Raw genomic sequence first — 25,790 nt, forward strand, 5'->3', positions numbered from 1 at the left:
CCTACTGGACGTCCTTCAGCCGCTCCAGCACGCCGGCCGCGAGCAGCAGGACCCCGCGCTCGGTCTCGCCCAGCGACCCGAGCGCACCGGCCAGCCAGGCGTCGCGCTGTGCCATGTCGTCCTCCAGCGCCCGCCGCCCCGCCGTGGTCAGGCTCAGCACGGACTGCCGCCGGTCCGACGGGTCCGGCGCCCGCCCGATCAGCCCCTCCGCCTCCAGTTCCGCGAAGACCCGGGTCAGCGACTGCGGCCGCTGCCGCTCGGCCGCGGCGACCTCGCCGGGCGTGGACGGCCCGTGCCGGTACAGATGGCCGAGCACCGAGAGCTGATTGGGACTGAGGCTCCCGTCCCCGCGTTCCTGCCGCAGCCGGCGGTTGAACCGCAGGACGGCACGGCGGATACGGGCGGCCTCGGCGAGATGCTCCATGACGGAAAATAGTACGCGACTGCTTACTACTACCATGAGACAGTAACCGTATTATCGGCTCCGTGACCGCCAAACTCATACGCAACGCGTACGAAGCCGGGCTGACGATGACGGCCGTGCTGCTCTCCTGGGGAGTCGCGCTGGCGCTGGAGGGGATGGCCGGGCTGCACACCGACGTGCTGGTGCTCGCGGTCGCCCTCACCCTGACCCTCTCCTCGACCCAGCGCACCGCCGACACCCGCCGACGGCTGACGTCACTGGTGCTGCTGCCCGTGACGGCCGCCGCCTCGATCTTCGTCGGCCGCCTGCTCGCCTCCCACTACGCGGCGGGCGCCGCCGTCTACACGGCCGGGATGGCACTGGCGATCTGGATCCGCCGCTTCGGCCCGGCCGCCACCAAGGCGGGCACCCTGATCGCCCTCCCCCTGGTGGCCCTGCTCGTGGTCCCCGGGCCCGCGCTGCCGGCAAGGGCCCAGAGCGGGCTGGTGACCTGGGGCTGGTCGGCGCTGATCGGGGCGCTGGCGTGCGGCTCGGTCTGGCTGGTGCAGTCCCTCGGCGACCGATTCGCCCCCTGGCCCCCGGCCCCGGCCCCCGACACGCCCTCGCGCCGCTCCCGCCTGCACCCCCGCCCCAGCACCCGCATGGCACTCCAGATGGCCGCCGGGATCGCCACCGCCTTCGCCCTCGGCCACCTGTTCTTCGACGACCACTGGCCCTGGGTCGTACTGACCGCCTACGTCGCCGCGAGCGGCAACCGCGGCCGGACGGACGTCCTGCGCAAGGGGATCGAGCGCCTGGCCGGAGCCTGCGCGGGCACCCTGCTGGCGACGGGCGTGGCGGCGGCGGACATCACCGGCCACACCGCCGTGGCCCTGATGTTCACGACCCTCGCGATCGCCCTGTGGCTGCGCCCCCTCAACTACGCCTACTGGGCCGCCGGCATGACCTGCACCCTCTCCCTCCTGCTCGGCTACTTCGGCCAGCACGCGGGGTCCCTGCTGCCGACCCGCCTGGAGGGCATCGCGGTGGGCGCGGTCCTGTCGGTGGCGTCGGCCTGGTGGCTGCTACCGGTACCGAAACGCCGCGAGCCCGCCGCGACACGGCCGGCGCTGACCTAGGGGTGCCGGCGGTCCACCGCCGCGAAGGCCTCGGAGAGACTCACCACGGGTCGGCCGAGGGTCTCCGTCAGCACGCGCCGCTGGTGCTCGGTCAACTCGGCGACGAAGACCACCGCGTCGGCGGCGGCCCGGTCGCACACCTGAGCCACCTCGCGCACCTTCCCGTCGCTGAGCAGAGTCCGCGAGGAGAAGGGCAGACCCATCTTCCGGACCCCGCCGTCCGAGACGCCTCGCCGTTGCACGATCCGCGCGACGACCCGAGCGCCGTGCGCCGCCAGCTCGGCCGCGGCCGACGCCATGACCGTTTCGAAGTCCTTCTGTTTCGCGGAGAAGTAGCCGACCAGCACCACGTCGGCGCCCGCGGCCGGGAGCCGGAACGCCCGGCGCCGAACCGGCGCCGACGGCACAGGGCGCCCCGGTCGCCGGTCGCGCCTCCTGGGCTGATGCATGCGCCCCAGCCTAGACGCGGGGTTTCCTCCAGCGACACCGCGTTTCCGGCTAGGCCCGCCGGAGGCGTCAGGCTGCTCAGACCAGACCGCAGGCCGTTGACCACGGACGTCGGCTGCTCCGGGTGCGGACCGAACCGTCAGAGGGCCCACCGGAGTTCGTCTGCCGCGAGCGGCATCCGGTCGATGCCCCGCGCACGCAGTCAGGCGCAGAGCACGACGAAGGCGCGAGGACGCCCCGGTACGTTCTCCTACGAGGTGATGAAGACCCGGTCGCTCTGCTCAGCCGCGGGTGACGCGGTCGAGGAACTCGCTCCAGATGGAAGGGGAGACGGTGAGTATCGGCCCGCCGGGCGTCTTGGAGTCACGGACGTGGACGGTGGCGGGCGTGGCGGCGACCTCGACGCAGTCGCCGCCCTGGCTGCCGCTGTAGCTGGACTTGAACCATGTCAGTGCTGCGGTCTTCATGACCCTCCAAGCAGTCCGTTCAATAGACACACGCTCTCGTCGGGAGAGAGGGCCTGTGACCGCAGCATTCCATATTGGAGGTGGTAGTCGCTGACCTCGTCGGGGTCCGCGACCAGGAAGCTGGCGCGCTGCACTTCCAGGTAGACCAGACGCTCGAACTCGGGTGTCTCCAGAAGCACCATCGGGCCGTCCAGACAGGCGTGCGGCGTTCGTGCCTCAGGCATGATCTGAAAGCTCATGTGCACCGGCTCGGTGTACTGCAGAATCTGTTGGATCTGTTCGCGCATCACTTCGGGACCACCGACCATGCGCCGCAGGGCACTCTCTTCGATGACGAAGTGCCCCACGGGCGGCCGTTCGCGCTGCCAGATCAACTGCCGCTCCATGCGCGCGTTCACCCACTGCTCGGCGGTCTCGCTGCCGATCGCCGGATATCGGTAGCCGAAGACTGCACGGCAGTAGTCCCTGGTCTGCAGGAGCCCCGGAACCACCTGACTCTGGTACGAGAGAACGCTGACCGCCTCCTGCTCATGGTCGACCAGCCCCTGCGCGAACTGGACAATCCGCTCGCGCACCGGCATCCTCGCCACCAGCACGGCCAACGCCTCGCCGGTCCCCAGCAGTTCGTCGAACTGCTCGGCCCGGTCCGGCTGAAGGGCGAGCCGCCCCTGCTCGATGGAGCCCACTGTGTCGACATGCAGGTTCGCAAGCTCGGCGAACTGTTCCTGGGTGAGCCGTGCCTGTTTCCGGTAGTGGGCGACGAGCGCTCCGACCGCGTGCCATGAACCGACCCTCTTGGGCTTCCTCGCCACCTGCATGCGTGTCCCTTTCCCCCGTGCGCGCCCGTACGTAGCGGACTCGTAGAAGCCAGAACTACGACCTGACTCACTCGTCCATGCTAGTCACCCACAGTGACACTCGCCTCATGAACCCGGAACCCCAACACCCCCACACCCGCGAGGCCTTCTACCGCCGTGACCGCAGATCCGTACGCCTGGCCAGGGACTTCACCCGCGACGCCCTCGCCGGCTGGGAGATCGGCCCGCGTGCCGACGACGTACTGCTCTGCGTGAGCGAGCTGACCACCAACGCCGTGCTGCACGGCGTACCCCCGGGCCGTGGCTTCCGGCTCCGGCTGGTCCTGCACCCCGACGGGGTCCTGCGCGTCGAGGTCCACGACAGTGGCCCGGGCGAACTCCGCTACGGCGACATGTCCCCGGAGTCGGAACACGGCCGCGGCCTGCTGCTGGTCAGCCTGCTCGCGGACAAGTGGGGGGTGGGGGAGCGGGAGCCGGGGAAGGCGGTGTGGTGCGAGTTCGCGGTCAGGGGGATCCAGGAGCCTTCGGGAGTGCGCAACCCCAAGCTCTTTCGTGACGCCGCGTCCCCGTGACGAATGACTGGAGCCGCCCATGAGCGGACGGAGCTGTCGGGTCTGCGCCGCCCCGCTACCGGACGGCGGCCGTGGCCGGACGTCCGTCTACTGCTCGGCGACCTGCCGCCAGCGCGCCTACCGCCGTCGGCGCACCGCGATCGACCAGCCGGCGGCCGACGTCCTCGGACATCGAGCGGCGGGTGCGGACCCAGTCCCTGCAGCCGCCCGACGCCTTCCGCTCGGACGCCGTGGCCCTGGCCGCGGCGGTCCGCAGGCTGCGGCGGCTGGCGGACCGTAACGTCACGCAGGTCGCCGTGACGAAAACCGTGGAACGGCCGCCGGATTCGTTCGGCGAGACCGGCTTCGCCGCACGCGTCGAACCCCACCACAGATGGCTGCACCTGCACTGCTACCGCATGGTCGGCTCCTACGACGACGCCGAGGACCTGGTGCAGGAGACCCTGCTCAAGGCCTGGCGCGACCGAGCCGGTTTCGAGGGCCGAGCGGCGCCCCGGACCTGGCTGTACCGGATCGCCACCGACACCTGCATCGACCACCTGCGCCGCACCGGCCGCCGTCCCCGGCGCTACGAGCCGGTGCCCGGCATCGAGTCCGGCAGCGGCGAGCCGCCGGAGCGGCTGCCCTGGCTGCAGCCCCATGCGTCCGGCCCCCGACGGTGGAACGCACGTGACCATGACGGCCGACGCCATGCACGACGAGGAATGGACCGGGCGGCTGGCCGCCGGGCGGACGGACGAGATGGACAACCTCGCCAAGGTGGCCGCGTCCTGACCGGCCGCTTCCGGACCGGCGCCCGCCGCCCGCTACCCGACGTTCGACCAGTGGGACCACGCGGGCGTCCGGACATGGCCGAGCGCCGCCCTCAGGGGAGTGGAGGGCGGCGCTCAGCGGGCGTGCTCGGGGCCGGGGCCGGCGGTCCGGCGCCGCGGGCTCACGCGTTCTTGATCGCCGAGATGTCGAAGTTCAGCTTGATCTTGTCGGAGACGAGGACGCCACCGGTCTCGAGTGCCGCGTTCCAGGTGACGCCCCAGTCGGAGCGCTTGATCTCGGCCTTGCCCTCGAAGCCGACGCGCTCGTTGCCGAACGGGTCCTTGGCTGCGCCGTTGAACTCCAGGTCGATGGTGACCGGCCGGGTGACACCGAGGATCGTGAGGTCGCCGGTGATGCGGTAGTCCTCGCCGCCGAGGGCCTCCGCCTCGGTGGAGCGGAAGGTCATCGTCGGGAACTCGTCGATCTTGAAGAAGTCGGCCGACTTCAGGTGACCGTCGCGGTCCGGGCTGCCGGTGGTGATGCTGTCCATCTTGATGTCGAGGGAGGCCGTGGACTTGGACGGGTCCGTACCGTCCAGGTGCAGGGTGCCCTCGAACTCCTGGAAGCTGCCCTTGACGTTGGTGACCATCGCGTGGCGGGCCACGAAGCCGAGCGTGCTGTGCGCCGGGTCGATCGTGTAGTCGCCGGTCAGCGCGGCCGTGTCGGCGGTCGTGCCGGCGGCGGGGGTCTCGTCGTTCTTGCGGCCGAAGATGCCCATGAGGTGCTCCTTGAGGGGGGACGGGTCGCGACTTCGAAGCGGTGCGTGAAGCGGTGCGTGAGGAAGCCGCGGCCTTGATGTTTAACGTTCAACGAACTCAACGAGAGACACCGTAGACCCATTCCCTTCAACCTTCAACATCATCGGCTTGCGTGTCGCGTTCCTCACTCACCGTAACGTCGTGTGACCCGATGTCGTGACGGGACCCGCTGGGGAAGGGCTAGGCTCTGTGTGGGTGAACCGCCGTCCGGAGGCCTGTGTTACTCCGCGGGTGGTACGGACCGCCCATGAATGTGAGACGCGTCTCGGCCCCGGCCTTGTGGCACCCCTACAACGGCGGAGCCCTCTGAGCAGTCGGAACGGCTGCATGGGGTTCTGGTTCTGTTCAGTGCTTCCAGGAAAACGCGCCGGAGACTGTACGGAGTCGACGTCTCGCATTCCTTGGTGTCCTTCGTAAGGTCGCTACATGACCGTTTTGGAAGAGACGACGGGTGAGCCCACCGGTGAGCCGACGGACGCGCGCGGGCGGGTCGCCGAACTGCACGAGATCCGTGCGGCGGCCGTGGCGGGCCCCGGCGAGAAGGCGACCGAGGCGCAGCACGCCAAGGGCAAGCTGACGGCCCGGGAGCGCATCGAGCTGCTCCTGGACCCGGGTTCCTTCCAGGAGGTCGAGCAGCTGCGCCGGCACCGCGCGGTCGGCTTCGGCCTGGAGGCCAAGAAGCCGTACACCGACGGTGTCATCACCGGCTGGGGTACGGTCGAGGGCCGTACGATCTTCGTCTACGCCCACGACTTCCGGATCTTCGGCGGTGCGCTGGGCGAGGCCCACGCCACCAAGATCCACAAGATCATGGACATGGCCATCGCGGCCGGCGCCCCGCTGGTCTCGCTGAACGACGGCGCCGGCGCCCGGATCCAGGAGGGCGTCTCCGCCCTCGCCGGCTACGGCGGCATCTTCCAGCGCAACACCAAGGCCTCCGGCGTCATCCCGCAGATCAGCGTGATGCTCGGCCCGTGCGCGGGCGGCGCGGCCTACAGCCCCGCCCTCACCGACTTCGTCTTCATGGTCCGCGAGACCTCGCAGATGTTCATCACGGGCCCTGACGTCGTCAAGGCGGTCACCGGCGAGGAGATCACCCAGAACGGGCTCGGCGGCGCCGACGTCCACGCGGAGACCTCCGGCGTCTGCCACTTCGCCTACGACGACGAGGAGACCTGCATCGCGGAGGTCCGCTACCTCCTCTCGCTCCTCCCGCAGAACAACCGCGAGAACCCGCCGCGCGCCGAGTCCACCGACCCGGTCGACCGGCGCAGCGACGTCCTCCTCGACCTGGTCCCGGCCGACGGCAACCGGCCGTACGACATGACCAAGGTCATCGAGGAGATCGTCGACGACGGCGAGTACCTGGAGGTCCACGAGCGCTGGGCGCGGAACATCATCTGCGCGCTGGCCCGGATCGACGGCCAGGTGGTCGGCATCATCGCCAACCAACCGCAGGTCCTCGCGGGCGTCCTGGACATCGAGGCGAGTGAAAAAGCTGCGCGCTTTGTCCAGATGTGTGACGCTTTCAATGTTCCGATCGTCACTTTCCTGGACGTTCCGGGTTTCCTTCCCGGTGTCGACCAGGAGCACGGCGGGATCATCCGTCACGGCGCGAAGCTCCTCTACGCCTACTGCAACGCGACCGTGCCCCGGATCTCCCTGATCCTGCGCAAGGCGTACGGAGGTGCCTACATCGTCATGGACTCCCAGTCGATCGGTGCCGACCTGACCTACGCCTGGCCGACGAACGAGATCGCGGTCATGGGCGCCGAGGGTGCCGCCAACGTGATCTTCCGCCGGCAGATCGCCTCCGCCGAGGACCCCGAGGCCATGCGGCAGAAGATGGTCAAGGAGTACAAGGCCGAGCTCATGCACCCCTACTACGCGGCCGAGCGCGGCCTGGTCGACGACGTCATCGACCCGGCCCAGACCCGCGAGGTGCTCGCCAAGTCGCTGGCGATGCTGCACACCAAGCACGCCGACCTGCCGTCCCGTAAGCACGGCAACCCCCCGCAGTAATCCTGCGGAAACCTCTCTCACGGAGACTGACACCCATGAACGTGCCTGACATCCGCGTCGAGAAGGGCAACGCCGACCCGGAGGAAGTCGCCGCCATAACGGCGGTCCTCCTGGCCCGCGCGGCCGCCCGGCCGACCGCCGACACCGAGCAGACCCACCGCGGCCGCGCCAAGGCAGGCTGGCGCCGCCTGGAGCGCGAGAACGGCTTCCGCGCCCCGCACAGCTGGCACGGCTAGGCTGCGCCGCCCGGCCGAAAGTACACAGGAGAAGGGCCCCTCTGCGAAGAGGGGCCCTTTTCCGCGTGCACCAGGGGCTGCCGGGCCGGTTCGGCGCCGCCGGACACCGCCGTCGGGCTCAGCGCCGTTGCGGCGGGAAAAGAACTGAGCTGCCGGCGGGTGTGAGTCGGGGCACTCAGGGGAGAAGGTGAGGAAGCGAAGGGAGAAAGACGGGGCGTTGCGGCAAAAGTTCGGGCCCCTTCGCAGAAGGGGCCCAGAGAAGCGCCCCCTTCAGGGGCGCCGGGGGTACCCCCGGCCGAAGGCTGGGGGAGGAACTGCGCGACAAGCCACCATTCACCCGCGGCTGGCGTGCGACCGGCCGTGGCAGCCCGGTAGCCGGAACTACCGCAGCCGCGCCATCAGAGCGTGCTCCACGAGAGTGATCAGCGCCGACTTCGCGTCGGCACGGTGCCGCGCGTCGGTCGTGATGATCGGGGTGTCGGGGCCGATCTGGAGCGCCTCGCGGACCTCTTCGGGGTTGTACGGCTGGTTGCCGTCGAAGCCGTTGAGGGCGATGACGAAGGGGAGACCCGAGTTCTCGAAGTAGTCGACCGCGGGGAAGCAGTCGGCGAGACGGCGGGTGTCCACGAGGACGATGGCGCCGATCGCGCCGCGCACCAGGTCGTCCCACATGAACCAGAAGCGGTCCTGCCCGGGGGTGCCGAACAGGTACAGGATCAGGTCCTGGTCCAGGGTGATGCGGCCGAAATCCATGGCGACCGTCGTGGTCGTCTTGTCCCCGGTGTGGGTGAGGTCGTCGATGCCGGCAGACGCGGACGTCATCACGGCCTCTGTGCGCAGCGGGTTGATCTCCGAGACGGCGCCGACGAACGTGGTCTTGCCCACGCCGAAGCCGCCCGCCACCACGATCTTCGCGGAGGTGGTGGAGCGGGAAGGACCGCCGCTAGAGCTTGCGAAGTCCACTGAGCACCCTTTCGAGCAGTGTCACGTCTGGCTGGCCACCGGCGTTCTCGTCGCCGCCGGGCTGATGGATGGCGACCAGGCCCGCCTCCGCCAAGTCGGCGACGAGGATCCTGGCCACGCCGAGAGGGATCGACAGCAGGGCCGAGACTTCGGCCACCGACTTGATCTCCCGGCAGAGGTTGCAGATCCGCTGATGCTCGGGCAACTGGCCCTGCATCTGGTGCGGCTGCGCGGTGGTGTGCACCAGCGCCTCGATGGCGAGCTGGTACCGCGGGCGGGTCCGGCCACCGGTCATGGCGTACGGACGCACCAGGGGATTACTGGACCCCGAGGCCGGCGCCGGCTCGGGGCGGCGCTGCGGCTGCACCGGCTGGATGCGCGGCGCGGGCGGCTGGTCGTACGGCGAGGGGCCGGGGCCCTGCGGGGCGTACGGCTGCCGGTGGCTGGGCGTGGAGGGGAAGTTGTACCGGTTCCCGGAACCGTCGCCCTGGCCCTGTGCAGGACCGTACGACCAGTTGCCGTTATTAGAACCGCCTGGGGGTGTTGCCACTTTCTCTCCTCCTCCGACCGTGCCGGGCACCCATCCTTGTGGAGCCGCGTCCCGAAACCTTACGGCCCCGGGACGTGAAACCGCACCGTCTGACTATTAGTTGAGAAGGCTTCCCTGGAGTTCCGCACGCAGATCCGGGGTAAGAACCGTGCCCGCACGGTCCACCAAAAGGGCCATCTCGTACCCAACCAGACCGATGTCGGCCTCCGGGTGGGCGAGGACCGCGAGCGAGGAACCATCGGAAATGGACATGATGAACAGGAACCCCCGCTCCATCTCCACAACCGTCTGATTCACGCTGCCGCCCTCGAAGATGCGGGAGGCGCCTGCCGTCAGAGACGTCAGACCGGAGGCGACGGCCGCGAGCTGGTCGGCGCGGTCGCGGGGGAAGCCTTCGGACATCGCCAGAAGGAGTCCGTCGGCGGAGACCACCACCGTGTGGGACACCCCCGGGGTGTTGTCCACGAAGTTGGTGATCAACCAGTTCAGGTTCTGTGCCGCCTGGCTCATCGGGCTCACACTAACGCTCCTGGTTGTAGGTGCTGTCAGGACCGAAGCCCTGGCCGTTCGTTTCACTGCCTGCGCTGCGTCCGCGCTGGACGCCTCGACGCAGGTTGCTCAGCCTGCCCCGGACGTCCTCCGGGGCGCGGGAGACCTGTGGGCCTCCCTGGGGGGTGCTCGCGGCGGCTCCCTCGACCAGGTTGGCCTTGGGTACCCGCCTGGGCAGACCGGAGGAGGTGACTCCGCCCGCCTTGGGCTTGCGCAGCGCGGAGGCCTGCTGCCAGCGCTCGTCGTTCTGCGAACGCCAGGAGTTGTCGCCGGCCGGCTCGGTGGCCGGGGCCGCCGGTGCGGCCTGCGCCGGAGCCGCGGCCGGAGCCTGCTGCACGGAACCCGCGCCGCTCGGGCCGCCCGTACCGCCGCCTGCGGAGCCCCGGCGGGGCAGCCCGGCGTCGGTCAGCCGGTGGCCGTTGGAGGGGGCCGTTCCCGGACGGTCGAAGCCTACGTGGTTCCGCTCGGCCACGTCACCGGCCTGCGCCGATTCCGCCTGTGGAGCGTACTGGGCCGGGTAGCCGTTCTGGTAGCCGTCCTGCTGCGGCCAGTCGTCCTGGTAGGGCTGCTCGCCGAAGGCGGGGAACGCCTCCGGGGCGGTGGCCTGCGCGGCCGCGGGCTCCTCCTGGGCCGGTTCCGGATAACTCGGCTCCGGGTAGCCGCCGTTGACGGAGAACGCGTCGGGGGAGAACGGGTCGCCCTGCGGCAGGCCGCCGTTCGGCGCGTAGTACTGCTCGTCGTACGTGCCCTGCGGCTGCTCCTGGTACGCAGGCTGCCCGTCGTAGCCCGTGGGCTGCTCCTGGAAGCCCGTACCGTTCGGGTCGTAGTCCGCCCGGCCGGTGTCGAACTCGTCGGCGTACGCCGGGATCTCGGAGGTCTCCTGCGGGGCCTGTGCCGCCTGCGGAGGCTGCGCCTGGGCCTCCAGGGCCGCACGGCGCTCCTCGCGCATCAGCGAGCGGCCCACGGGGTCGAGGTCGCGGATGTCGTCGGGGACCTCGATGTAGCGGCTGTCGTCGAAGCCGAGCTCGGCCGCGGTACGCATCGGCTGGAGCTGCGGCTGGGCGAAGTTCTCGGCCTGGAACTGCTGCTCCGGGATGATCTGCGAGACCGTGAACTCGTCGCGCTCCAGGGGCTGTTCGCCGCCACCGCCGTGCGTGATCGCGTCCGGCAGCATGACCAGCGAGGTGGTGCCGGCCTGCTCGCCCGAGGGGCGCAGCTGGACCCGGATGCCGTGCCGGTCGGAGAGCCGGCCGACCACGAACAGGCCCATGCGCTGGGAGATCGCGGCGTCCACGGTCGGCGGGTTGGCCAGCTTGTGGTTGATGTCCGCGAAGTCCTCGGCGGTGAGACCGATGCCCTTGTCGTGGATCTCGATCATGATGCGGCCGTCGGGGAGCCGGGTCGCGGTGACCCGGACCTTGGTCTGCGGCGAGGAGAACGTGGTGGCGTTCTCCAGCAGCTCGGCGAGCAGGTGCACGAGGTCGGTGACCGCGCGGCCGTGGATCTCGGCCTCCGGGACGCCGGAGAGCTCGATGCGCTCGTACTGCTCCACCTCGGAGGAGGCGGCGCGCAGCACGTCGACCAGCGGGACCGGCTGGTCCCAGCGGCGGCCGGGCTCCTCGCCCGCGAGGACCAGGAGGTTCTCGCCGTTGCGGCGCATACGGGTCGCGAGGTGGTCCAGCTTGAAGAGGTTCTCCAGCTGGTCCGGGTCGGCCTCGTTGTTCTCCAGGTCGGTGATCAGGGTCAGCTGGCCCTCGATCAGCGACTGGTTGCGGCGCGACAGGTTGGTGAAGATCGCGTTGATGTTGCCCCGCAGCAGGGCCTGCTCGGCGGCGAGCCGCACGGCCTCGCGGTGGACCTGGTCGAACGCGCGGGCGACTTCGCCGATCTCGTCGGTCGAGGTGATCGGGATCGGCGCCACCCGGGTGTCGACCCGGCCCGGGTCGGTGCGCGAGAGCTGGTCGACCAGCATCGGCAGGCGCTGCTCGGCGATGCCGAAGGCGGCGTTGCGCAGCTGGCGCATCGAGCGGGACATCTGGCGGGCCACCATGCCGGCCAGGATGAACGCGGCGAGCAGCGCGACCATGACCGCGGCACCCGTGATGAACGCGTCCGTCTTCGCGTTGTCCGCGATGTCGGAGGCCTCGCTCACCGCCTTGTCGGCCATGTCCGACTCGATCGTGCGGTAGGCGTTGTACTTGAGGGTGTTGACCGTCCACCAGTTCTCGGCGGTGACGCCCTGGGAGGCCAGCGCCTGGCGGGTGCTCGCGTTGGTGTCCGGCAGCGTGGCCAGCGCGCTGACCATCGCGTTGTCCTTGGACGGCGGGGGCACGTAGTTCGGGTCCTTGGCCTTGGCCTGCTGGGCCAGTGCCGCACCGTCCGTCTTGATCTTCTTCGAGAGGTCGGTCAGCTTCTGCGCGTCCGCCTCGGTGCCACCGCCGATGTACTCCTCGACGGCGATGCCCTCCAGGTAGGCGTACGAGGAGAGGGCGACCCGCTGGCTGGCCAGGTTGCCGGCGTCCGGGCCGGGCTTGACCAGCAGGTGCATGCCGATCGACCGCTCCAGCGACAGGGCCGCCTTGGTGAGCGAGATGGCGTAGACCGTACGGCCGTAGGAGGTGATGTTTCCGGTGCCCAGACCGAGTTCGTTGGCGAACTCCATCAGCGGGTGGGCCACCGCGACGTAGCCCTCCTCGGTCTTCACGCCGGGGAGTTTGCTGGTGTACGAGGCGGCACGTAGGTTCGTGAGCTGCGGCTCGGCCTCGCGGAACAGCTTCAGGCGGCGCTCCAGGCCGGGCTTCTGCGGCATGTTCTGCGCGGCCGCGTCGAAGGCGTCGGCGGCTTTGTCGGTCGCGGCGCGGGCCTGCGTGACCGTAGCCTTGTTCTTGTCCAGGAGCAGCGGTGCCGCGCTGACGTCCCGCTCGTTGTAGAGCGCGTCGGCGTAGGTCAGGGCGGCGCGGACCAGGCGCGCGGTGTTCTCCGCGTCGCGGGCGTCCTGCCAGGTGTCGATGGAGCTCTTCACCTGGAAGCCGCCCATCACCAGGCCGACGACCACAGGTATGAGCAGGATCGCGTTCAGCCTGGTCGGCACGCGCCAGTTCCGCGGGGAGAAACGGCCGCCGCTCTTCGCGGGCGCGGCCGGTGGTTCCGCGGCTGGCACAGGGGTGGGCGCCGCAGCGCGCGGCGGCGGGGTGAAGTTGCCCCGTGCCGACGGCTCGGGACCGTTCTTGCTTCGCCTCACTCGACCAACAACCTCTCGGCGGCGGGCACCTGTCGTCGTGCCGCAGTCTCTCAGAGCCCGGTGTGTCATAGACCACTACTCAGTACGTCTTTGACTAATGGGCAGTTCAGGCATTCCAGCACGGGGGCCGGTGCACTTCCAAACAGTCCATTGGGGCAGAGCGCACGGATGTAAGCCCCAGATAAAACGGTCATAAAGAGCGAGCCCCGCCAAAAGGCGGGGCCATTGTGAGCGCAGCGGCACCGCGCGATCGCGACGCGTGGCGATACCACTGGATTCCTCTGCCGAAACGTTATGAACACCGGAGCCGACCGTGTCAAAGGCCACAGCCGGCTCCGGTTTCCGTACGACAACTGCCGTACACGACGACGGACTTGGGTACCGCGGCGGTGCTACCGCAGGCGCGCCATGAGGGCGTGCTCGACCAGCGTGATCAGCGCACTCTTCGCGTCGGCGCGGTGCCGGGCGTCCGTCGTGATGATCGGTGCGTCCGGTCCGATCTGCAGCGCCTCGCGCACCTCTTCGGGTGTGTAGGGCTGGTGTCCGTCGAAGCCGTTGAGGGCTATGACGAACGGCAGACCACTGTTCTCGAAGTAGTCCACGGCCGGGAAGCAGTCGGCCAGACGCCGGGTGTCCACGAGCACCACCGCGCCGATCGCACCGCGTACCAGGTCGTCCCACATGAACCAGAAGCGGTCCTGCCCGGGGGTGCCGAACAGGTACAGGATCAGGTCCTGGTCGAGCGTGATACGGCCGAAGTCCATCGCCACCGTGGTGGTGGTCTTGTCCCCGGTGTGCGTCAGGTCGTCGATGCCCGCCGAGGCGGACGTCATCACGGCCTCCGTACGCAGCGGGTTGATCTCGGAGACCGCTCCCACGAAAGTGGTTTTGCCGACGCCGAAGCCGCCCGCCACCACGATCTTCGCGGAGGTGGTGGCCCGCCCTCCGTCAGAGCTTGCGAAGTCCACTGAGCACCCTTTCGAGCAGCGTCACGTCAGGAGCGCCGCCGTTGTTCTCGTCGCCGCCCGGCTGGTGGATGGCGACCAGGCCGGCCTCGGCGAGGTCGGCCACCAGGATCCGGGCCACACCGAGCGGCATGGCGAGCAGCGCCGAGACCTCGGCCACCGACTTCACCTCGCGGCACAGGTGGCAGATGCGCTGGTGCTCCGGGAGCAGCCCCATGAGCGCTGCCGGGTCGGCCGTCGTGCTGATCAGCGCCTCGATGGCGAGCTGGTAGCGCGGCCGGGTCCGGCCGCCGGTCATCGCGTAAGGACGTACCAGCGGCTGGTCGCCCTCGTCCCCGTACGGCTCCGCGTACGGATCATGAGAGGCGGTGGGCGGGGTCATCGTTCCTCCGGGCGGGACAGCAAGTCGGTCGGGCTAGCCGTCGGACGTGGCCGGTGGGGGGATTGTGGCGGCCGGACGGTGATTTGGTGAGGCGGGTTGGATCCGGGCTGTCAGTGGAGCAGACTGCCTTGCAGTTCGGCGCGCAGGTCGGGCGTGAGGACCGCGCCCGCGCGGTCGACCAGGAGCGCCATCTCGTAGCCGACGAGGCCGATGTCGCACTCCGGGTGGGCCAGCACCGCGAGGGACGAGCCGTCGGAGATGGACATCAGGAAGAGGAAGCCGCGTTCCATCTCGACGACCGTCTGCGCCACGTTGCCGCCCTCGAAGATCCGGGAGGCCCCGGCCGTCAGCGAGGTGAGCCCGGACGCGACGGCCGCCAGCTGGTCGGCGCGGTCGCGTGGGAAGCCTTCGGACATCGCCAGAAGGAGGCCGTCGGCGGACACGACGACGGTGTGGGACACCCCTGGGGTGTTGTCCACGAAGTTGGTGATCAACCAGTTGAGGTTCTGTGCCGCCTGGCTCATCGGACTCAACTAACGCTCCTGCTGGTGAGTGGGGCTCGGGAAGGTGCCGGTCTGCGGGCCGGTGCCGGCCTGCCGACCCTGTGCGATACCCCGACGGAGATTGGTCAGCCGGCCGCGAACGTCATCAGGCGAACGCGAGACCTGCGGACCCGCTTGGTGCTGTTGCTGCTGTGCCGTGCCCGGTACGAGGTTCGCACGGGGGACCCGGCGCGGCAGACCGGAGGTGGTGACACCGCCCGCCGCCGGCTGCCGTACACGCTCCGCCTGCCGGACGAGGTCGTCGTTCGGGGAGGTGCGCCAGGCTGCCTGGGCGGGACGCTGGGGGGCCGCGGCCGCGGGGGCCGGCGGCTGGGCGGGCACCGGCGGGACCGGCGGAACCGCCGCCTGGCCGTTGCCGTTGCCCTGCGGGTACTGCTGCTCCTGCTGGCCGCCGTGGAACCAGTTGGTCTCCAGCGTGTCGTACAGCGGGGTACGACCGTCACCGGGACCGGTGGCCGGCGGCAGCGCCTCCGGCTCCTGGTGGGCCGGCGGCACGGGCGGGCGCTGCGGCGCACCGTAGTCGAGGCCGCGGCCGTTGGTCCCCGGACGCTCGTACTGGCCGTTGCCGTACTGCCCGTTGCCGTTCTGGCCGTTGCCCGGGTAGCCGTTCTGCCGACCGGGCAGGGAGTGCTGACCGGTGGAGCTGCCGTCGTAGGACGGCGTGGCGAACTGGCCGGTGGAGCCGTTGTCGTAGGCCTGCGGGGCCGCGAACTGACCCGTGTTCCGGGCGCCGTTCTGCGGGGCGGCCGGTGTGCCGAAGACGTCGGAGCGTACGAACTGGCCGGAGTCCTGCTGGCCGTTGACGTTCGGGCGCGGGAACGAGCCTGTGTCGTGCTGGCCGTTGACGTTCGGCCGTGGGAACGAGCCGGTGTCCTGCTGGCCGTTGACGTTCGGCCGTGGGAACGAACCGGTGTCCTGCGGGCCGGTCGTGCCCGGCCGCGGGAACGAGCCCGTGTTCTGCGAGCCGTTCGGCGCGTTGAAGTCCGGGCGCGGGTACTCGCCGGTCGACGGAGCCTGCGGGATCGCCGGCATCTGCGAGGTCGCGCCGAGGTCCTGCCGGTCGTCGATGCGGGGCATCGGCGCGGTGTGGGCCGGGTCCTGCTCGTCGTGGCCGCGCGGGGTGTCCATCGAGGCACGGGACAGCGGCGGCTGGGCGTTGTCGTCGCTCCAGCTGGGCCGGCCCGCCGGGGGATTGGCACCGGGCAGTTCGGCCCGCGGACCGCCGCGCGGCGGCAGCTGGGGCTGACGGCCCTGGTCCGCGGAGTTCGCGGAGCGCTGCGGCGGGACCGGGGCGCGGTTGCCGAATGCGTCCTGGCCGCCGAAGGAGTCCTGCGGGTTGCCGAACGCGTCCTGGTTGCCGAAGGCACCGGCACCCGCGTTCGACCGGCCCTGCGAGCCGCGTCCGCCGCCCTGCGCACCGGGACGGCCGCCGTTCGGGCCGGCGCCGGGCAGCGCGGCCCGGGGACCCTGGCCGGCACCGACCTGGCCGCGCGGAGCCGCACCGGCGCCGAGCAGCCCGCCGCCGGAGGGAGCGCCGGAGCCGAGGGCACCGCCGCGTCCGCCGGCCGTGCCGGCACCGCCGCCGAGCGCCGGGGCCGGAGCACCCGCGCCGAGCGAACCACCGGCACCACCCTGGCCGTTGCCGCGGCGGGCGGCGGCCGCACCGGCCGCGGCCTGCGCGGCGGCCGGACCACCGGACTGCGCCGGGGCGCCGGGCTTGCCGGGAGCGGGCTTCTTGCCGCCCTGGGCGACGTCGACCGGGAGCATGACCAGCGCGGTCGTGCCACCGGAGTCGGACGGGCGCAGCTGGATGCGGATGCCGTGCCGCTGCGACAGACGACCGACCACGAAGAGGCCCATGCGGCGGGAGACCGAGACGTCCACGGTGGGCGGCGAGGCGAGCCGCTCGTTGATCGCGGCGAGGTCCTCGGGGGAGAGGCCGATGCCGGTGTCGTGGATCTCGATCAGCACCCGGCCGTCGGGCAGCGCGTGACCGGTGACCTTGACCTTGGTCTGCGGCGAGGAGAACGAGGTGGCGTTCTCGAGCAGCTCTGCGAGGAGGTGCACGAGGTCGTTGACCACACGGCCGGCCACTTCGGTGGTCGGCACCGCGGCCAGCTCGATGCGCTCGTACTGCTCCACCTCGGAGGCGGCGGCGCGGAGCACGTCGACCAGCGGGACCGGGCGGGTCCAGCGGCGGCCGGGCTCTTCACCCGCGAGGACCAGGAGGTTCTCACCGTTACGGCGCATACGCGTCGCGAGGTGGTCGAGCTTGAAGAGGGAGGACAGCTGGTCCGGGTCGGCCTCGCGGGACTCCAGTTCGGAGATGAGCGAGAGCTGACGCTGGATGAGGCCCTGGGAGCGGCGCGAGAGGTTCGTGAACATCGCGTTGACGTTGCCCCGCAGGAGGGCCTGCTCGGCGGCGAGGCGGACCGCCTCGCGGTGCACGTCGTCGAAGGCCGCGGCCACCTGGCCGATCTCGTCCCGGGAGTGCACACCGACCGACTCCACGGACGTGTCGACGTCCTGCGGGTCGGACTCGGAGAGCTGCTTGACCAGCTCGGGCAGGCGGTCCTGGGCGACCTTGGTGGCGGTCTCCTGGAGGCGGCGCAGCGAGCGGATCATGGACCGGGCCACGATGAAGGCGCCGACCAGCGACACGCCGAGGACGAGCAGGATCAGCGCACCGGAGATGATCGCCGACTGCTCGGAGGAGGCCCGCAGCTCGCGCGCCTTCTGCTCCATGTCCTCGAGCAGCGTGTGCTCGATCTTCTTCATCTGGTCGATCTTGGTCGAGCTGTCGTCGACCCAGTCGAGGTACGAGCGCTTGCTGAGCTCGTTCAGACCGTTCTCGGCACCGAGCGCACGCTTGGCGTAGGTGTCGGCGGCCTCGATCGTCGGGTTGTTGCCGTCGATCGGGCTGAGCAGGTCGGCCGCGTTGCCGGAGTAGATCTTCCGGAAGATCGTCAGCTCGGAGGTCTCGCTCTCCTGGGCGGACTCGCCGTACAGGCGGTCGTTCTCGGAGAGGTCGCCGGCGCTGGTGCCGTTGGCGGGCAGGGCCGCGGCGATGACGGCGCGCTGCACCGACGCGTACTCCTTGGCGGTGGAGAACGCCGCCAGGGCGCGGGTGCGCTGGATCATCTCCGGGTTGCTGGAGGCCTGCGCCATGTCCTGGGAGAGGTCGATCAGCTGGGTGATCAGCCGGTGGTAGGCCTCGACCGTCTGGGTCGAGTTCTCCTTCTGCTGATAGGCGTCCTTGCGGATCTTCGCCAGGTCGTCGAGCTGTCCGGCCAGACCGACGAGGCTGTCACGGACGCCCTGCAGCTGACCGTTCTTGCTCGCGGTGTCGATTTCCTCGGAGGCGTTGAGGAAGTTCTCGCGGGCGCGGTCGGTCTGGTCCTCGTAACCCTTGACCGCCACGCTCGAGATCGACCCGCCGTGGGCCAGCGGACCGGCGGTCTTGTCGCGCTCGGTCTGGAGCGCGGTGGCCAGCTCGGTCGCCTGCGTGGTCATGTCGGTCAGCAGCTGCATGTTGTCGAGCTGCTGGATGTCGTCGAGCGAGTCGTTGATGCGCACCGCGCCCAGCGTCGTCGCCGCCACCACGGGGAGGGCGAGCAGCGACACGAGGCGCGTGGAGATACGCCAGTTGCGCAGGGCTATGCGCGAGCCCGCGTTGCCGGGACCCTGCGCGGGCTTGATCGTCGGAGTCGGAGCCGCGGTCGGCTGGGGGCCCGAGGACCCTGAAGACGCAGACGCGGCGGGGCGCCCGGAGCGCTCACCGCCGTCACCGCCTCCGCCGGCCGCGGCCGGGTTCTGGGCGTGCTGGGGCGAGGAACCGCGGTCGGTCCCGCCGTGCGCCTCCGGCTCCGCCGAAGCGCTGCCATCCCTCTTGAAACGTCCCTGCACTAGCGTCGCAACCTCTGGACCAGGCGCCCTCCCGGGAAGGGAAGGACACGGTGTCGGCGTTGAACGGGGAGCGCCCTGAATACGCACCCTGTTGGTCGTGAGTGTGACCGGCGCTGGCTCCCCCTGTCTCGCCGCCACTCGGCGCTGCGTTGCGCCCCCTGCGCGCCGGCTCGATCCTGCGGCGGTCCGTGGAATTCCAGCACAGTGCCGGATCTCCAACAAGGGCCGTGGACCGAGCTGTGACCTCTGTGACAGCGTGTGAGTGACACGTTACGAGATGTGGAAGCCGATCGCGTACATAAAGGGCGTATCCCTGTCAGTCGCCGGTGTGCGGACCGTGTCCCAGTCGCCATGATCAGGAGCGGAATGACAGGTTCAGTTCGCCAATGTCCGTTTCGTTGCGGTGACTTGTGAGTCGCATATGACCGCTTTGAGCCTCGGGTCGTGAGCAAACTCACACCCAGATCAAGGCCTCTTCACGACTTCGGCCGGGAATTCGATGTTTAGCCTGGCGCTTTACAAGAGGGAAGTCTCTGCCAACCCACACATGACGGAGTCTCGTACAACCGTGAAGACGACGATGATGTTCCGCAACATAGCCAACCCCCGGCGCACCACCCTCGCCCACCTCAAGGACGCCGAGGAACTGCAGACCCCCGAGCTGCCCGAGCACTCCCTCGATCTCCCCTCCCAGACCGCCAACCCCCGGCGCACGATCCTCATGGAGATCCCGGCCGGGACCTCGGTCGCCGAGTAGTACGGGACCCGGCCGTCGATCACTCACCCACCCGGTGACCGGGTTATTCCGCGGCGGTCACCCCTCACCGCGTTAGCCTGGGGCGTCAGACTCCAGCCGGTTCAGTGAGGGGCGCCAGGATCCCGTGCGCATCGCCAGGTTCTCCATCGACGGGAACGTCGCCTTCGGCGCCGTCCAGGGCGACAAGCAGGACGAACTCGTCCTCGACATCATCAAGGGCATTCCGTTCGCGGACTTCGAGCTCTCCGGTACGAAGGTCCCGCTGAGCAAGGTCCGCCTGCTGCCGCCGGTGCTCCCGAACAAGGTCGTCGCCTACGGCCGCAACTACGCGGAGCACGCGAAGGAGCTGGGCAACGAGGTCCCGGACGTTCCCTTCGCCTTCTTCAAGCCGTCCACCTCGGTGATCGGCCCCGGCGACGACATCCAGTACCCGTCCTTCTCCCAGGACCTCCACCACGAGGCCGAACTGGCCGTGGTCATCGGCCGCATGTGCCGCGAGGTCCCGCGCGAGCGCGTGGCCGACGTCATCCTCGGCTACACCTGCGCCAACGACGTCACCGCCCGCGACGTCCAGAAGCGCGAGAAGCAGTGGGCCCGCGCCAAGGGCTTCGACACCTCCTGCCCGCTGGGCCCCTGGGTGGAGACGGACCTGGACCTGGCCACCGCGTCCGACCTGACGATCCAGCTCACGGTCAACGGCGAACAGCGCCAGCTCGGCCGTACGAGCGAGATGATCCACTCCATCGCGGACCTGATCGTCAACATCACCGAGGCCATGACGCTGCTCCCCGGCGACGTCATCCTCACCGGCACCCCGGCAGGGGTCGGCCCCCTCAGCGTCGGCGACGAGGTCGCCGTCACCATCGAAGGCATCGGCACTCTCACCAACAAGGTTGTCAAGCGTGGCTAGCGCACCCGGCACTCCCGTTCGCGTTCGTTTCTGTCCGTCCCCCACCGGTAACCCCCACGTGGGCCTGGTCCGCACCGCCTTGTTCAACTGGGCGTTCGCCCGGCACCACCAGGGCACGCTGGTCTTCCGCATCGAGGACACCGACGCGGCCCGTGACTCCGAGGAGTCCTACACCCAGCTGCTCGACGCGATGCGCTGGCTGGGCTTCGACTGGGACGAGGGCCCCGAGGTCGGCGGCCCGCACGCGCCGTACCGCCAGTCGCAGCGCATGGACATCTACGCCGACGTCGCCGCCAAGCTCCTCGACGCCGGCCACGCCTACCACTGCTACTGCTCCCAGGAGGAGCTGGACAGCCGCCGCGAGGCCGCCCGCGCCGCCGGCAAGCCGTCCGGCTACGACGGCCACTGCCGCGACCTGACCGGGGAGCAGGTGGCGGAGTACAAGGCCCAGGGCCGTACGCCCATCGTCCGCTTCCGGATGCCCGACGAGACGATCACCTTCACCGACCTGGTCCGCGGCGAGCTGACCTTCACCCCGGAGAACGTCCCGGACTACGGCATCGTCCGCGCCAACGGCGCCCCGCTGTACACGCTGGTCAACCCGGTCGACGACGCCCTGATGGAGATCACCCACGTCCTGCGCGGCGAGGACCTGCTCTCCTCCACCCCGCGCCAGATCGCCCTCTACAAGGCCTTGATCGAGCTGGGCCTCGCCCAGCGGATCCCGGCCTTCGGCCACCTTCCCTACGTCATGGGCGAGGGGAACAAGAAGCTGTCGAAGCGCGACCCGCAGTCCTCCCTCAACCTCTACCGGGAGCGCGGCTTCCTGCCCGAGGGCCTGCTCAACTACCTCTCCCTGCTGGGTTGGTCGCTCTCCGCGGACCAGGACATCTTCTCGGTCCAGGAGATGGTCGCGGCCTTCGACGTCTCCGACGTGAACCCCAACCCGGCCCGCTTCGACCTGAAGAAGTGCGAGGCGATCAACGCCGACCACATCCGCATGCTCGACGTGAAGGACTTCACGGAGCGCTGCGCCCCCTGGCTGCAGGCCCCCTTCGCCCCCTGGGCGCCGGAGGACTTCGACGAGGCGAAGTGGCAGGCGATCGCCCCGCACGCCCAGACCCGCCTGAAGGTCCTCTCGGAGATCACCGAGAACGTCGACTTCCTGTTCCTGGCGGAGCCGGTCGAGGACGAGGCGTCCTGGGCCAAGGCGATGAAGGAGGGCAGCGACGCGCTCCTCGGCACGGCCCGCGAGAAGCTGGAGGCGGCCGACTGGTCCTCTCCCGAGTCCCTGAAGGAGGCCGTCCTGGCCGCCGGCGAGGCCCACGGCCTCAAGCTCGGCAAGGCCCAGGCCCCGGTCCGCGTCGCCGTCACCGGCCGCACGGTCGGCCTGCCCCTCTTCGAGTCCCTGGAGATCCTGGGCAAGGAGAAGACCCTGGCACGGATCGACGCGGCACTGGCGAAGCTGAGCGCCTGACGTTCCCGACCTGCGTGAGGGGCGGCACCCGGAGTCACCGGGGGCCGCCCCTCACGCACGTCCCGGCGGGACGGTTGCGGTCTTGTCGATCAGGTGCCGGCCCGCGCTACCGTCGGAGCCATGAGCATCAGAGCCGTGGTCTGGGACGTCGACGACACCCTCTTCGACTACACGAGCGCCGACCGCGAGGGGATGCGGGCGCACCTGGCGGCGGAGGGGCTGCTCGCGGGGTGGGGGAGTGCGGAGGCGGCGCTGGTGCGGTGGCGGGAGATCACCGACCAGCAGTGGGCGCGGTTCTCGGCGGGCGAGCTCTCCTTCGAGGACCAGCGCCGCGACCGGGTGCGGGTCTTCCTCGGCGCGGAGCTGACCGACGCGCAGGCCGACGGCTGGTTCCGCCGCTACCTGACGCACTACGAGTCCGTCTGGGCCCTCTTCCCGGACGTCCTGCCCGCCCTGGACGCCCTCGCGGCCGGCTACCGGCACGCCGTGCTGTCCAACTCCAGCCTGCACGTCCAGGACCGCAAGCTGCGCACGCTCGGGGTGCACGACCGCTTCGAGGCCGTCCTCTGCGCCGCCGAACTGGGCGTGTCCAAGCCCGCCGCCGGGGCCTTCCTGGCGGCCTGCGAGGCCCTGGAACTCGCCCCCCACGAGGTGGCGTACGTCGGAGACCATCCGGAGATCGACGGGCGCGGTGCCGCCGACGCCGGGCTGCTGTCGGTGTGGATCGACCGCCACGGACCGGCCACCGGCCCGGCCGCCGGGGCCGACACTCCCGGCGGCCCGCACCGGATCGCCTCCCTCGCCGAACTGCCCGCGATCCTCCGCGCCGATACCCGTTTTGGAGCCCCGTCCACCTTCAGGTAATGTTCTTCCTGCGCCGCCGGGGAGCGGGCCGAAAGGCCGGAACCGAAAGCGCAAAACTAGAACAAGATCCCCTCCGGGGCTTGCGTTCCAGTGGCCTATGGTGTAATTGGCAGCACGACTGATTCTGGTTCAGTTAGTCTTGGTTCGAGTCCAGGTAGGCCAGCTCGCAGAGCTCATCTGCAAAGCCCCCGTTGTGTAGCGGCCTAGCACGCTGCCCTCTCAAGGCAGTAGCGCCGGTTCGAATCCGGTCGGGGGTACGGAGATCTTCCACGGATGATCGCTAGGGCCCCCGTTGTGTAGCGGCCTAGCACGCCGCCCTCTCAAGGCGGTAGCGCCGGTTCGAATCCGGTCGGGGGTACGAACTGGTCTAAACCATCATTGGTCTATGGTGTAATTGGCAGCACGACTGATTCTGGTTCAGTTAGTCTTGGTTCGAGTCCAGGTAGACCAGCTCGGATCTGCGGCGGTGCAGTTGTGAACGCTCGTAAGATCCACGCCCCCGTTGTGTAGCGGCCTAGCACGCCGCCCTCTCAAGGCGGTAGCGCCGGTTCGAATCCGGTCGGGGGTACACGAGGAAGGCCCTCCGCTTCGGCGGGGGGCCTTCTGCGCGTGGTCACGGTGCCCTACTCGAAGCCGTAGCGGCGGGCCGACTCCTCCTCCTGGGCCAGCCGGTGCAGCGCCTGGAGCATCGGCTCGATCAGTACCGCGCTGGCCACCGCGGCCTCCGCCTTCTCCGCCTCCGACGGCTGCGTCTCCAGGAAGTCCAGATCGGCGACGGCCGCCTGGTGCATCAACCTCGCGCGTGTCACGAGGAGTTCGGCGTCCCAGTCGTAGCCGAGCCGGCGGAACGCGGCCAGCGCGACCACCAGCTGCCGGTACGCCGGCGAGATCGTCGTCAGCTGCCTGGCGTTGTCCCAGCCGAGGACGTCCAGCAGGGTGTCGGCCTCCCGGTGCGCGCCCCGCACGTACTCGTCGTCCTCGTCCGGCTCCGGCAGCTGCGGCAGCGCCCACAACGCGGCGCCCACCCGGATCGTGCGGCCCAGCGAGTCGTCGTCGACATGCCCGAGCACCTCGCGGACCGTCGCCACCGGGACCCGGCCCACCTGGATCATCGCCCGCACCAGCCGCAGCCGCCGCAGGTGCTCCTCGTCGTACTCGGAGGTCGTGGCGTTGACCTGGCGGCCGGGCGGCAGCAGTCCCTCGCGCAGGTAGTACTTGATCGTCGCGGCGGACACCCCGCTGCGCTCGCTCAACCGGGCAAGCCGCATGTCTTGCGTGCCTCCTTGGTAAGTGCCACTATCCAAGCATCGACACAAGGATAGTGCCGCTATCCCATAGGTCTCCGGGGGTGCCGTTCCCATGTTCGCCAAACCGATTCGGGGCCGTACGACCGCTGCCCGCGAGGGCGACGCGGTGGTTCTGCTCATCGGCATGCGCATCAACCACTTCCGGGCGGTCCACCAGTGGCTCCCGGTCATGCTGTCGATGTTCCGCATGCTGAAGGAGCTGGCGCGGGACCCCGGCCGGGGGCTGCTCGGCCGTGTGCTGCTGACGGCGTCGCCGCGGACGTACTACGTCGTCCAGTACTGGGAGTCGAAGGAGAAGCTGTACGCGTACGCGAGTTCGCCGGACATGGTCCACCACGGGATGTGGAGCATCGTGAACCGCAAGGAGCGCGAGGGGAAGCTGCGCGGCCATGTCGGCCTGTGGCACGAGACGTACGTGGCCCCCGAGGGCGGGTACGAGTCGATCTACTTCGACATGCCGGAGTTCGGCCTGGGCGCGGCGAGCGGGACGGTTCCCGTGGAGCGCCGGGGTCGCTACGCGAAGGACCGGTTCGCGCACAGGGGCGCCGGCAACAGCGCCCGGTAAGGGACGCGGGGAACTGCGCGGCCAGCCACGACGGCGTCGCGGACGGTTGACGGCCTGTGGTGGCACATTCTGCGCCGTAGGGGCTTCGCTCACTGAGCGGGTGCGGGCAGCGTGCGGGCGGTCGCGCAGTTCCTCCCCCAGCCTCCGGCCGGGGGTACCCCCAGCGCCCCCAGGTGGGTCCGCTCCCGTCGGGAGAGGCCTGCCGCGGCGTTGAGGCCGGCCTCTCCTCGGCGTGAGGTCAGCCGGAACGGCGCAGCGCCTCGGAGAGGCGGCCCGCTGCGTCGATCACGGCCTGGGCGTGCATGCGGCCCGGGTGGCGGGTCAGGCGCTCGATCGGGCCGGAGACGGAGACGGCGGCCACCACCCGGTTCGAAGGGCCCCGCACCGGCGCAGACACCGACGCGACGCCCGGCTCCCGCTCGCCGATGGACTGCGCCCAGCCGCGGCGGCGCACCCCCGACAGGGCCGTCGCCGTGAAGCGGGCGCCCTGGAGACCACGGTGCAGCCGCTCCGGCTCCTCCCAGGCCATCAGGATCTGCGCCGAGGAACCGGCCTTCATCGTCAGCGTCGAGCCGACCGGCACCGTGTCCCGAAGGCCGGACAGCCGTTCCGCCGCGGCCACGCAGATGCGCATGTCGCCCTGGCGGCGATACAGCTGCGCACTCTCTCCGGTGATGTCACGGAGGTGCGTCAGCACCGGGCCCGCCGTCGCGAGCAGGCGGTCCTCGCCGGCCGCCGCGGCCAGTTCCGCGAGTCGCGGGCCGAGAATGAAACGGCCTTGCATGTCGCGTGCCACCATGCGGTGGTGTTCCAGGGCCACGGCCAGCCGGTGGGCCGTGGGTCGTGCCAGTCCGGTGGCCCCGACCAGACCCGCGAGGGTGGCCGGACCGGACTCCAGGGCGCTCAGGACAAGGGCCGCCTTGTCCAGCACCCCGACGCCGCTACTGTTGTCCATGAAACGATACTCACGTCTCACTCTGTGAAACGCAAGTTCAATTTTCCGTGGAACGCGCCACCCTGGAATCACACAGTGGCCCGCAGACCAACGGGCCCGGCGGCGGACGCCCGGAACCACGACTTCAGGGGCCCGGAACACGGGCAGCCGCCTCCTCAAGA

At 70.1% G+C, this 25,790-nt stretch carries 24 protein-coding genes, 5 tRNA genes and 1 pseudogene; 15 read left to right on the plus strand and 15 right to left on the minus strand.

Translation table 11 applies throughout. The annotated features are described in order from the left end of the window. Window position 1: 1 nt before the first annotated feature. Window positions 2-424 (minus strand): MarR family transcriptional regulator, encoded by a 423-nt coding sequence (locus AB0472_RS33945; protein ID WP_366362234.1) that lies wholly within the window; start codon window positions 422-424, stop codon window positions 2-4. A 62-nt stretch (window positions 425-486) separates the two neighbouring features. Between AB0472_RS33945 and AB0472_RS33950 the strand changes: the two genes are divergently transcribed. After that, entirely contained in the window at window positions 487-1,542 is a 1,056-nt protein-coding gene (locus AB0472_RS33950) for an FUSC family protein (protein ID WP_366362236.1), read from the plus strand. On the opposite strand, the gene AB0472_RS33955 is transcribed toward AB0472_RS33950, so the two are convergent. The 3 genes from AB0472_RS33955 to AB0472_RS33965 all read right to left on the minus strand — a co-directional run bounded on the left by AB0472_RS33955 (window position 1,539) and on the right by AB0472_RS33965 (window position 3,274). Then, on the minus strand, window positions 1,539-1,991 hold the full coding sequence (locus AB0472_RS33955; protein WP_366362238.1) for a hypothetical protein: 453 nt from the start codon (window positions 1,989-1,991) through the stop codon (window positions 1,539-1,541). The genes AB0472_RS33950 and AB0472_RS33955 overlap by 4 nt on opposite strands. A 279-nt stretch (window positions 1,992-2,270) precedes the next feature. Further along, window positions 2,271-2,456, minus strand: a complete 186-nt coding sequence (locus tag AB0472_RS33960) for a DUF397 domain-containing protein (RefSeq protein WP_366362240.1) — start codon at window positions 2,454-2,456, stop codon at window positions 2,271-2,273. Beyond that, the gene (locus tag AB0472_RS33965; RefSeq protein ID WP_366362241.1) at window positions 2,453-3,274 is read right to left on the minus strand and encodes a helix-turn-helix transcriptional regulator; all 822 of its coding nucleotides are present in this window, start codon (window positions 3,272-3,274) and stop codon (window positions 2,453-2,455) included. The genes AB0472_RS33960 and AB0472_RS33965 overlap by 4 nt, the downstream gene beginning before the upstream one ends. 107 nt (window positions 3,275-3,381) lie before the next feature. Between AB0472_RS33965 and AB0472_RS33970 the strand changes: the two genes are divergently transcribed. Together AB0472_RS33970 and AB0472_RS33975 are read left to right on the plus strand one after the other, a co-directional pair. After that, window positions 3,382-3,846: an ATP-binding protein gene (locus AB0472_RS33970; RefSeq protein ID WP_366362243.1), complete on the plus strand. Its 465-nt coding sequence runs from the start codon at window positions 3,382-3,384 to the stop codon at window positions 3,844-3,846. A gap of 308 nt (window positions 3,847-4,154) precedes the next feature. Continuing rightward, a pseudogene (locus AB0472_RS33975) lies at window positions 4,155-4,409 on the plus strand (sigma-70 family RNA polymerase sigma factor); the annotation flags it as partial. Window positions 4,410-4,780: 371 nt separating this feature from the next. Here AB0472_RS33975 and AB0472_RS33980 read toward each other — a convergent pair. Continuing rightward, the gene (locus tag AB0472_RS33980) at window positions 4,781-5,377 is read right to left on the minus strand and encodes a YceI family protein (RefSeq protein ID WP_366362245.1); all 597 of its coding nucleotides are present in this window, start codon (window positions 5,375-5,377) and stop codon (window positions 4,781-4,783) included. Between the two features lie 466 nt (window positions 5,378-5,843). On the opposite strand from AB0472_RS33980, the gene AB0472_RS33985 reads away from it, so the two are divergent. Then, on the plus strand, window positions 5,844-7,439 hold the full coding sequence (locus tag AB0472_RS33985; RefSeq protein WP_366362246.1) for an acyl-CoA carboxylase subunit beta: 1,596 nt from the start codon (window positions 5,844-5,846) through the stop codon (window positions 7,437-7,439). A gap of 35 nt (window positions 7,440-7,474) precedes the next feature. Further along, the gene (locus AB0472_RS33990; protein ID WP_046729245.1) at window positions 7,475-7,675 is read left to right on the plus strand and encodes an acyl-CoA carboxylase subunit epsilon; all 201 of its coding nucleotides are present in this window, start codon (window positions 7,475-7,477) and stop codon (window positions 7,673-7,675) included. Between the two features lie 381 nt (window positions 7,676-8,056). On the opposite strand, the gene AB0472_RS33995 is transcribed toward AB0472_RS33990, so the two are convergent. The 8 genes from AB0472_RS33995 to AB0472_RS34030 form a co-directional block, all read right to left on the minus strand. Next, a complete protein-coding gene (locus tag AB0472_RS33995; protein WP_046729246.1) occupies window positions 8,057-8,638 on the minus strand; it encodes an ATP/GTP-binding protein in 582 nt (193 codons plus the stop codon). Beyond that, the gene (locus tag AB0472_RS34000) at window positions 8,619-9,188 is read right to left on the minus strand and encodes a DUF742 domain-containing protein (protein WP_351707153.1); all 570 of its coding nucleotides are present in this window, start codon (window positions 9,186-9,188) and stop codon (window positions 8,619-8,621) included. Before AB0472_RS34000 ends, AB0472_RS33995 begins: the two co-directional genes overlap by 20 nt. 96 nt (window positions 9,189-9,284) lie before the next feature. Next, window positions 9,285-9,698, minus strand: coding sequence for a roadblock/LC7 domain-containing protein (locus AB0472_RS34005; RefSeq protein ID WP_033321188.1), 414 nt, complete (start codon window positions 9,696-9,698; stop codon window positions 9,285-9,287). 10 nt (window positions 9,699-9,708) lie between these two features. Beyond that, window positions 9,709-12,978, minus strand: a complete 3,270-nt coding sequence (locus tag AB0472_RS34010; protein WP_366362249.1) for a nitrate- and nitrite sensing domain-containing protein — start codon at window positions 12,976-12,978, stop codon at window positions 9,709-9,711. 392 nt (window positions 12,979-13,370) lie between these two features. After that, on the minus strand, window positions 13,371-13,946 hold the full coding sequence (locus tag AB0472_RS34015; RefSeq protein WP_046729249.1) for an ATP/GTP-binding protein: 576 nt from the start codon (window positions 13,944-13,946) through the stop codon (window positions 13,371-13,373). Beyond that, window positions 13,927-14,325 (minus strand): DUF742 domain-containing protein, encoded by a 399-nt coding sequence (locus AB0472_RS34020; protein WP_019058642.1) that lies wholly within the window; start codon window positions 14,323-14,325, stop codon window positions 13,927-13,929. The genes AB0472_RS34015 and AB0472_RS34020 overlap by 20 nt, the downstream gene beginning before the upstream one ends. Window positions 14,326-14,435: 110 nt before the next feature. Continuing rightward, on the minus strand, window positions 14,436-14,849 hold the full coding sequence (locus tag AB0472_RS34025; RefSeq protein WP_030382516.1) for a roadblock/LC7 domain-containing protein: 414 nt from the start codon (window positions 14,847-14,849) through the stop codon (window positions 14,436-14,438). Window positions 14,850-14,858: 9 nt separating this feature from the next. Beyond that, a complete protein-coding gene (locus AB0472_RS34030; RefSeq protein WP_366362251.1) occupies window positions 14,859-18,794 on the minus strand; it encodes a nitrate- and nitrite sensing domain-containing protein in 3,936 nt (1,311 codons plus the stop codon). 568 nt (window positions 18,795-19,362) lie between these two features. Here AB0472_RS34030 and AB0472_RS34035 point away from each other — a divergent pair. The 9 genes from AB0472_RS34035 to AB0472_RS34075 all read left to right on the plus strand — a co-directional run bounded on the left by AB0472_RS34035 (window position 19,363) and on the right by AB0472_RS34075 (window position 23,370). Further along, window positions 19,363-19,551 carry a hypothetical protein gene (locus AB0472_RS34035; protein WP_093498891.1) on the plus strand — a complete coding sequence of 63 codons (189 nt, stop codon included), beginning with the start codon at window positions 19,363-19,365 and terminating at the stop codon, window positions 19,549-19,551. A 124-nt stretch (window positions 19,552-19,675) separates the two neighbouring features. Further along, window positions 19,676-20,461, plus strand: coding sequence for a fumarylacetoacetate hydrolase family protein (locus tag AB0472_RS34040; RefSeq protein WP_366362253.1), 786 nt, complete (start codon window positions 19,676-19,678; stop codon window positions 20,459-20,461). Continuing rightward, the gene (gltX, locus tag AB0472_RS34045) at window positions 20,454-21,938 is read left to right on the plus strand and encodes a glutamate--tRNA ligase (protein ID WP_366362255.1); all 1,485 of its coding nucleotides are present in this window, start codon (window positions 20,454-20,456) and stop codon (window positions 21,936-21,938) included. Before AB0472_RS34040 ends, gltX begins: the two co-directional genes overlap by 8 nt. Window positions 21,939-22,058: 120 nt before the next feature. Continuing rightward, on the plus strand, window positions 22,059-22,802 hold the full coding sequence (locus tag AB0472_RS34050; protein ID WP_366362257.1) for an HAD family hydrolase: 744 nt from the start codon (window positions 22,059-22,061) through the stop codon (window positions 22,800-22,802). Window positions 22,803-22,893: 91 nt separating this feature from the next. Continuing rightward, window positions 22,894-22,965, plus strand: a tRNA-Gln gene (locus AB0472_RS34055). A 21-nt stretch (window positions 22,966-22,986) separates the two neighbouring features. Beyond that, window positions 22,987-23,059: transfer RNA gene (locus AB0472_RS34060), tRNA-Glu, on the plus strand. A 28-nt stretch (window positions 23,060-23,087) separates the two neighbouring features. Then, window positions 23,088-23,160: transfer RNA gene (locus AB0472_RS34065), tRNA-Glu, on the plus strand. A 21-nt stretch (window positions 23,161-23,181) separates the two neighbouring features. Beyond that, a tRNA-Gln gene (locus AB0472_RS34070) sits at window positions 23,182-23,253 on the plus strand. A gap of 44 nt (window positions 23,254-23,297) precedes the next feature. Next, window positions 23,298-23,370 (plus strand) — tRNA-Glu (locus AB0472_RS34075). 55 nt (window positions 23,371-23,425) lie between these two features. Here the strand turns inward: AB0472_RS34075 and AB0472_RS34080 are convergent. Beyond that, entirely contained in the window at window positions 23,426-24,070 is a 645-nt protein-coding gene (locus AB0472_RS34080; RefSeq protein WP_366362259.1) for a MerR family transcriptional regulator, read from the minus strand. A gap of 91 nt (window positions 24,071-24,161) precedes the next feature. Between AB0472_RS34080 and AB0472_RS34085 the strand changes: the two genes are divergently transcribed. After that, window positions 24,162-24,674 (plus strand): DUF4188 domain-containing protein, encoded by a 513-nt coding sequence (locus tag AB0472_RS34085; protein ID WP_366362261.1) that lies wholly within the window; start codon window positions 24,162-24,164, stop codon window positions 24,672-24,674. Between the two features lie 238 nt (window positions 24,675-24,912). Here AB0472_RS34085 and ndgR read toward each other — a convergent pair whose 3' ends face one another. Further along, entirely contained in the window at window positions 24,913-25,629 is a 717-nt protein-coding gene (gene ndgR / locus AB0472_RS34090; RefSeq protein ID WP_046590279.1) for an IclR family transcriptional regulator NdgR, read from the minus strand. Window positions 25,630-25,790 lie beyond the last annotated feature (161 nt).

The sequence above is a fragment of the Streptomyces sp. NPDC086777 genome (assembly GCF_040702065.1).
Taxonomy (GTDB): domain Bacteria; phylum Actinomycetota; class Actinomycetes; order Streptomycetales; family Streptomycetaceae; genus Streptomyces.

Coding starts and splice junctions, on each gene's coding strand:
- AB0472_RS33970 (WP_366362243.1), top strand. CDS start 3,382: ATGAACCCGGAACCCCAACACCCCCACACCCGCGAGGCCTTCTACCGC.
- AB0472_RS33985 (WP_366362246.1), top strand. CDS start 5,844: ATGACCGTTTTGGAAGAGACGACGGGTGAGCCCACCGGTGAGCCGACG.
- AB0472_RS33980 (WP_366362245.1), bottom strand. CDS start 5,377: ATGGGCATCTTCGGCCGCAAGAACGACGAGACCCCCGCCGCCGGCACG.
- AB0472_RS34085 (WP_366362261.1), top strand. CDS start 24,162: ATGTTCGCCAAACCGATTCGGGGCCGTACGACCGCTGCCCGCGAGGGC.
- AB0472_RS33945 (WP_366362234.1), bottom strand. CDS start 424: ATGGAGCATCTCGCCGAGGCCGCCCGTATCCGCCGTGCCGTCCTGCGG.
- AB0472_RS33990 (WP_046729245.1), top strand. CDS start 7,475: ATGAACGTGCCTGACATCCGCGTCGAGAAGGGCAACGCCGACCCGGAG.
- AB0472_RS33960 (WP_366362240.1), bottom strand. CDS start 2,456: ATGAAGACCGCAGCACTGACATGGTTCAAGTCCAGCTACAGCGGCAGC.
- AB0472_RS34050 (WP_366362257.1), top strand. CDS start 22,059: ATGAGCATCAGAGCCGTGGTCTGGGACGTCGACGACACCCTCTTCGAC.
- AB0472_RS34025 (WP_030382516.1), bottom strand. CDS start 14,849: ATGAGCCAGGCGGCACAGAACCTCAACTGGTTGATCACCAACTTCGTG.
- AB0472_RS33965 (WP_366362241.1), bottom strand. CDS start 3,274: ATGCAGGTGGCGAGGAAGCCCAAGAGGGTCGGTTCATGGCACGCGGTC.
- AB0472_RS34005 (WP_033321188.1), bottom strand. CDS start 9,698: ATGAGCCAGGCGGCACAGAACCTGAACTGGTTGATCACCAACTTCGTG.
- AB0472_RS34020 (WP_019058642.1), bottom strand. CDS start 14,325: ATGACCCCGCCCACCGCCTCTCATGATCCGTACGCGGAGCCGTACGGG.
- AB0472_RS33955 (WP_366362238.1), bottom strand. CDS start 1,991: ATGCATCAGCCCAGGAGGCGCGACCGGCGACCGGGGCGCCCTGTGCCG.
- ndgR (WP_046590279.1), bottom strand. CDS start 25,629: ATGGACAACAGTAGCGGCGTCGGGGTGCTGGACAAGGCGGCCCTTGTC.
- AB0472_RS34080 (WP_366362259.1), bottom strand. CDS start 24,070: ATGCGGCTTGCCCGGTTGAGCGAGCGCAGCGGGGTGTCCGCCGCGACG.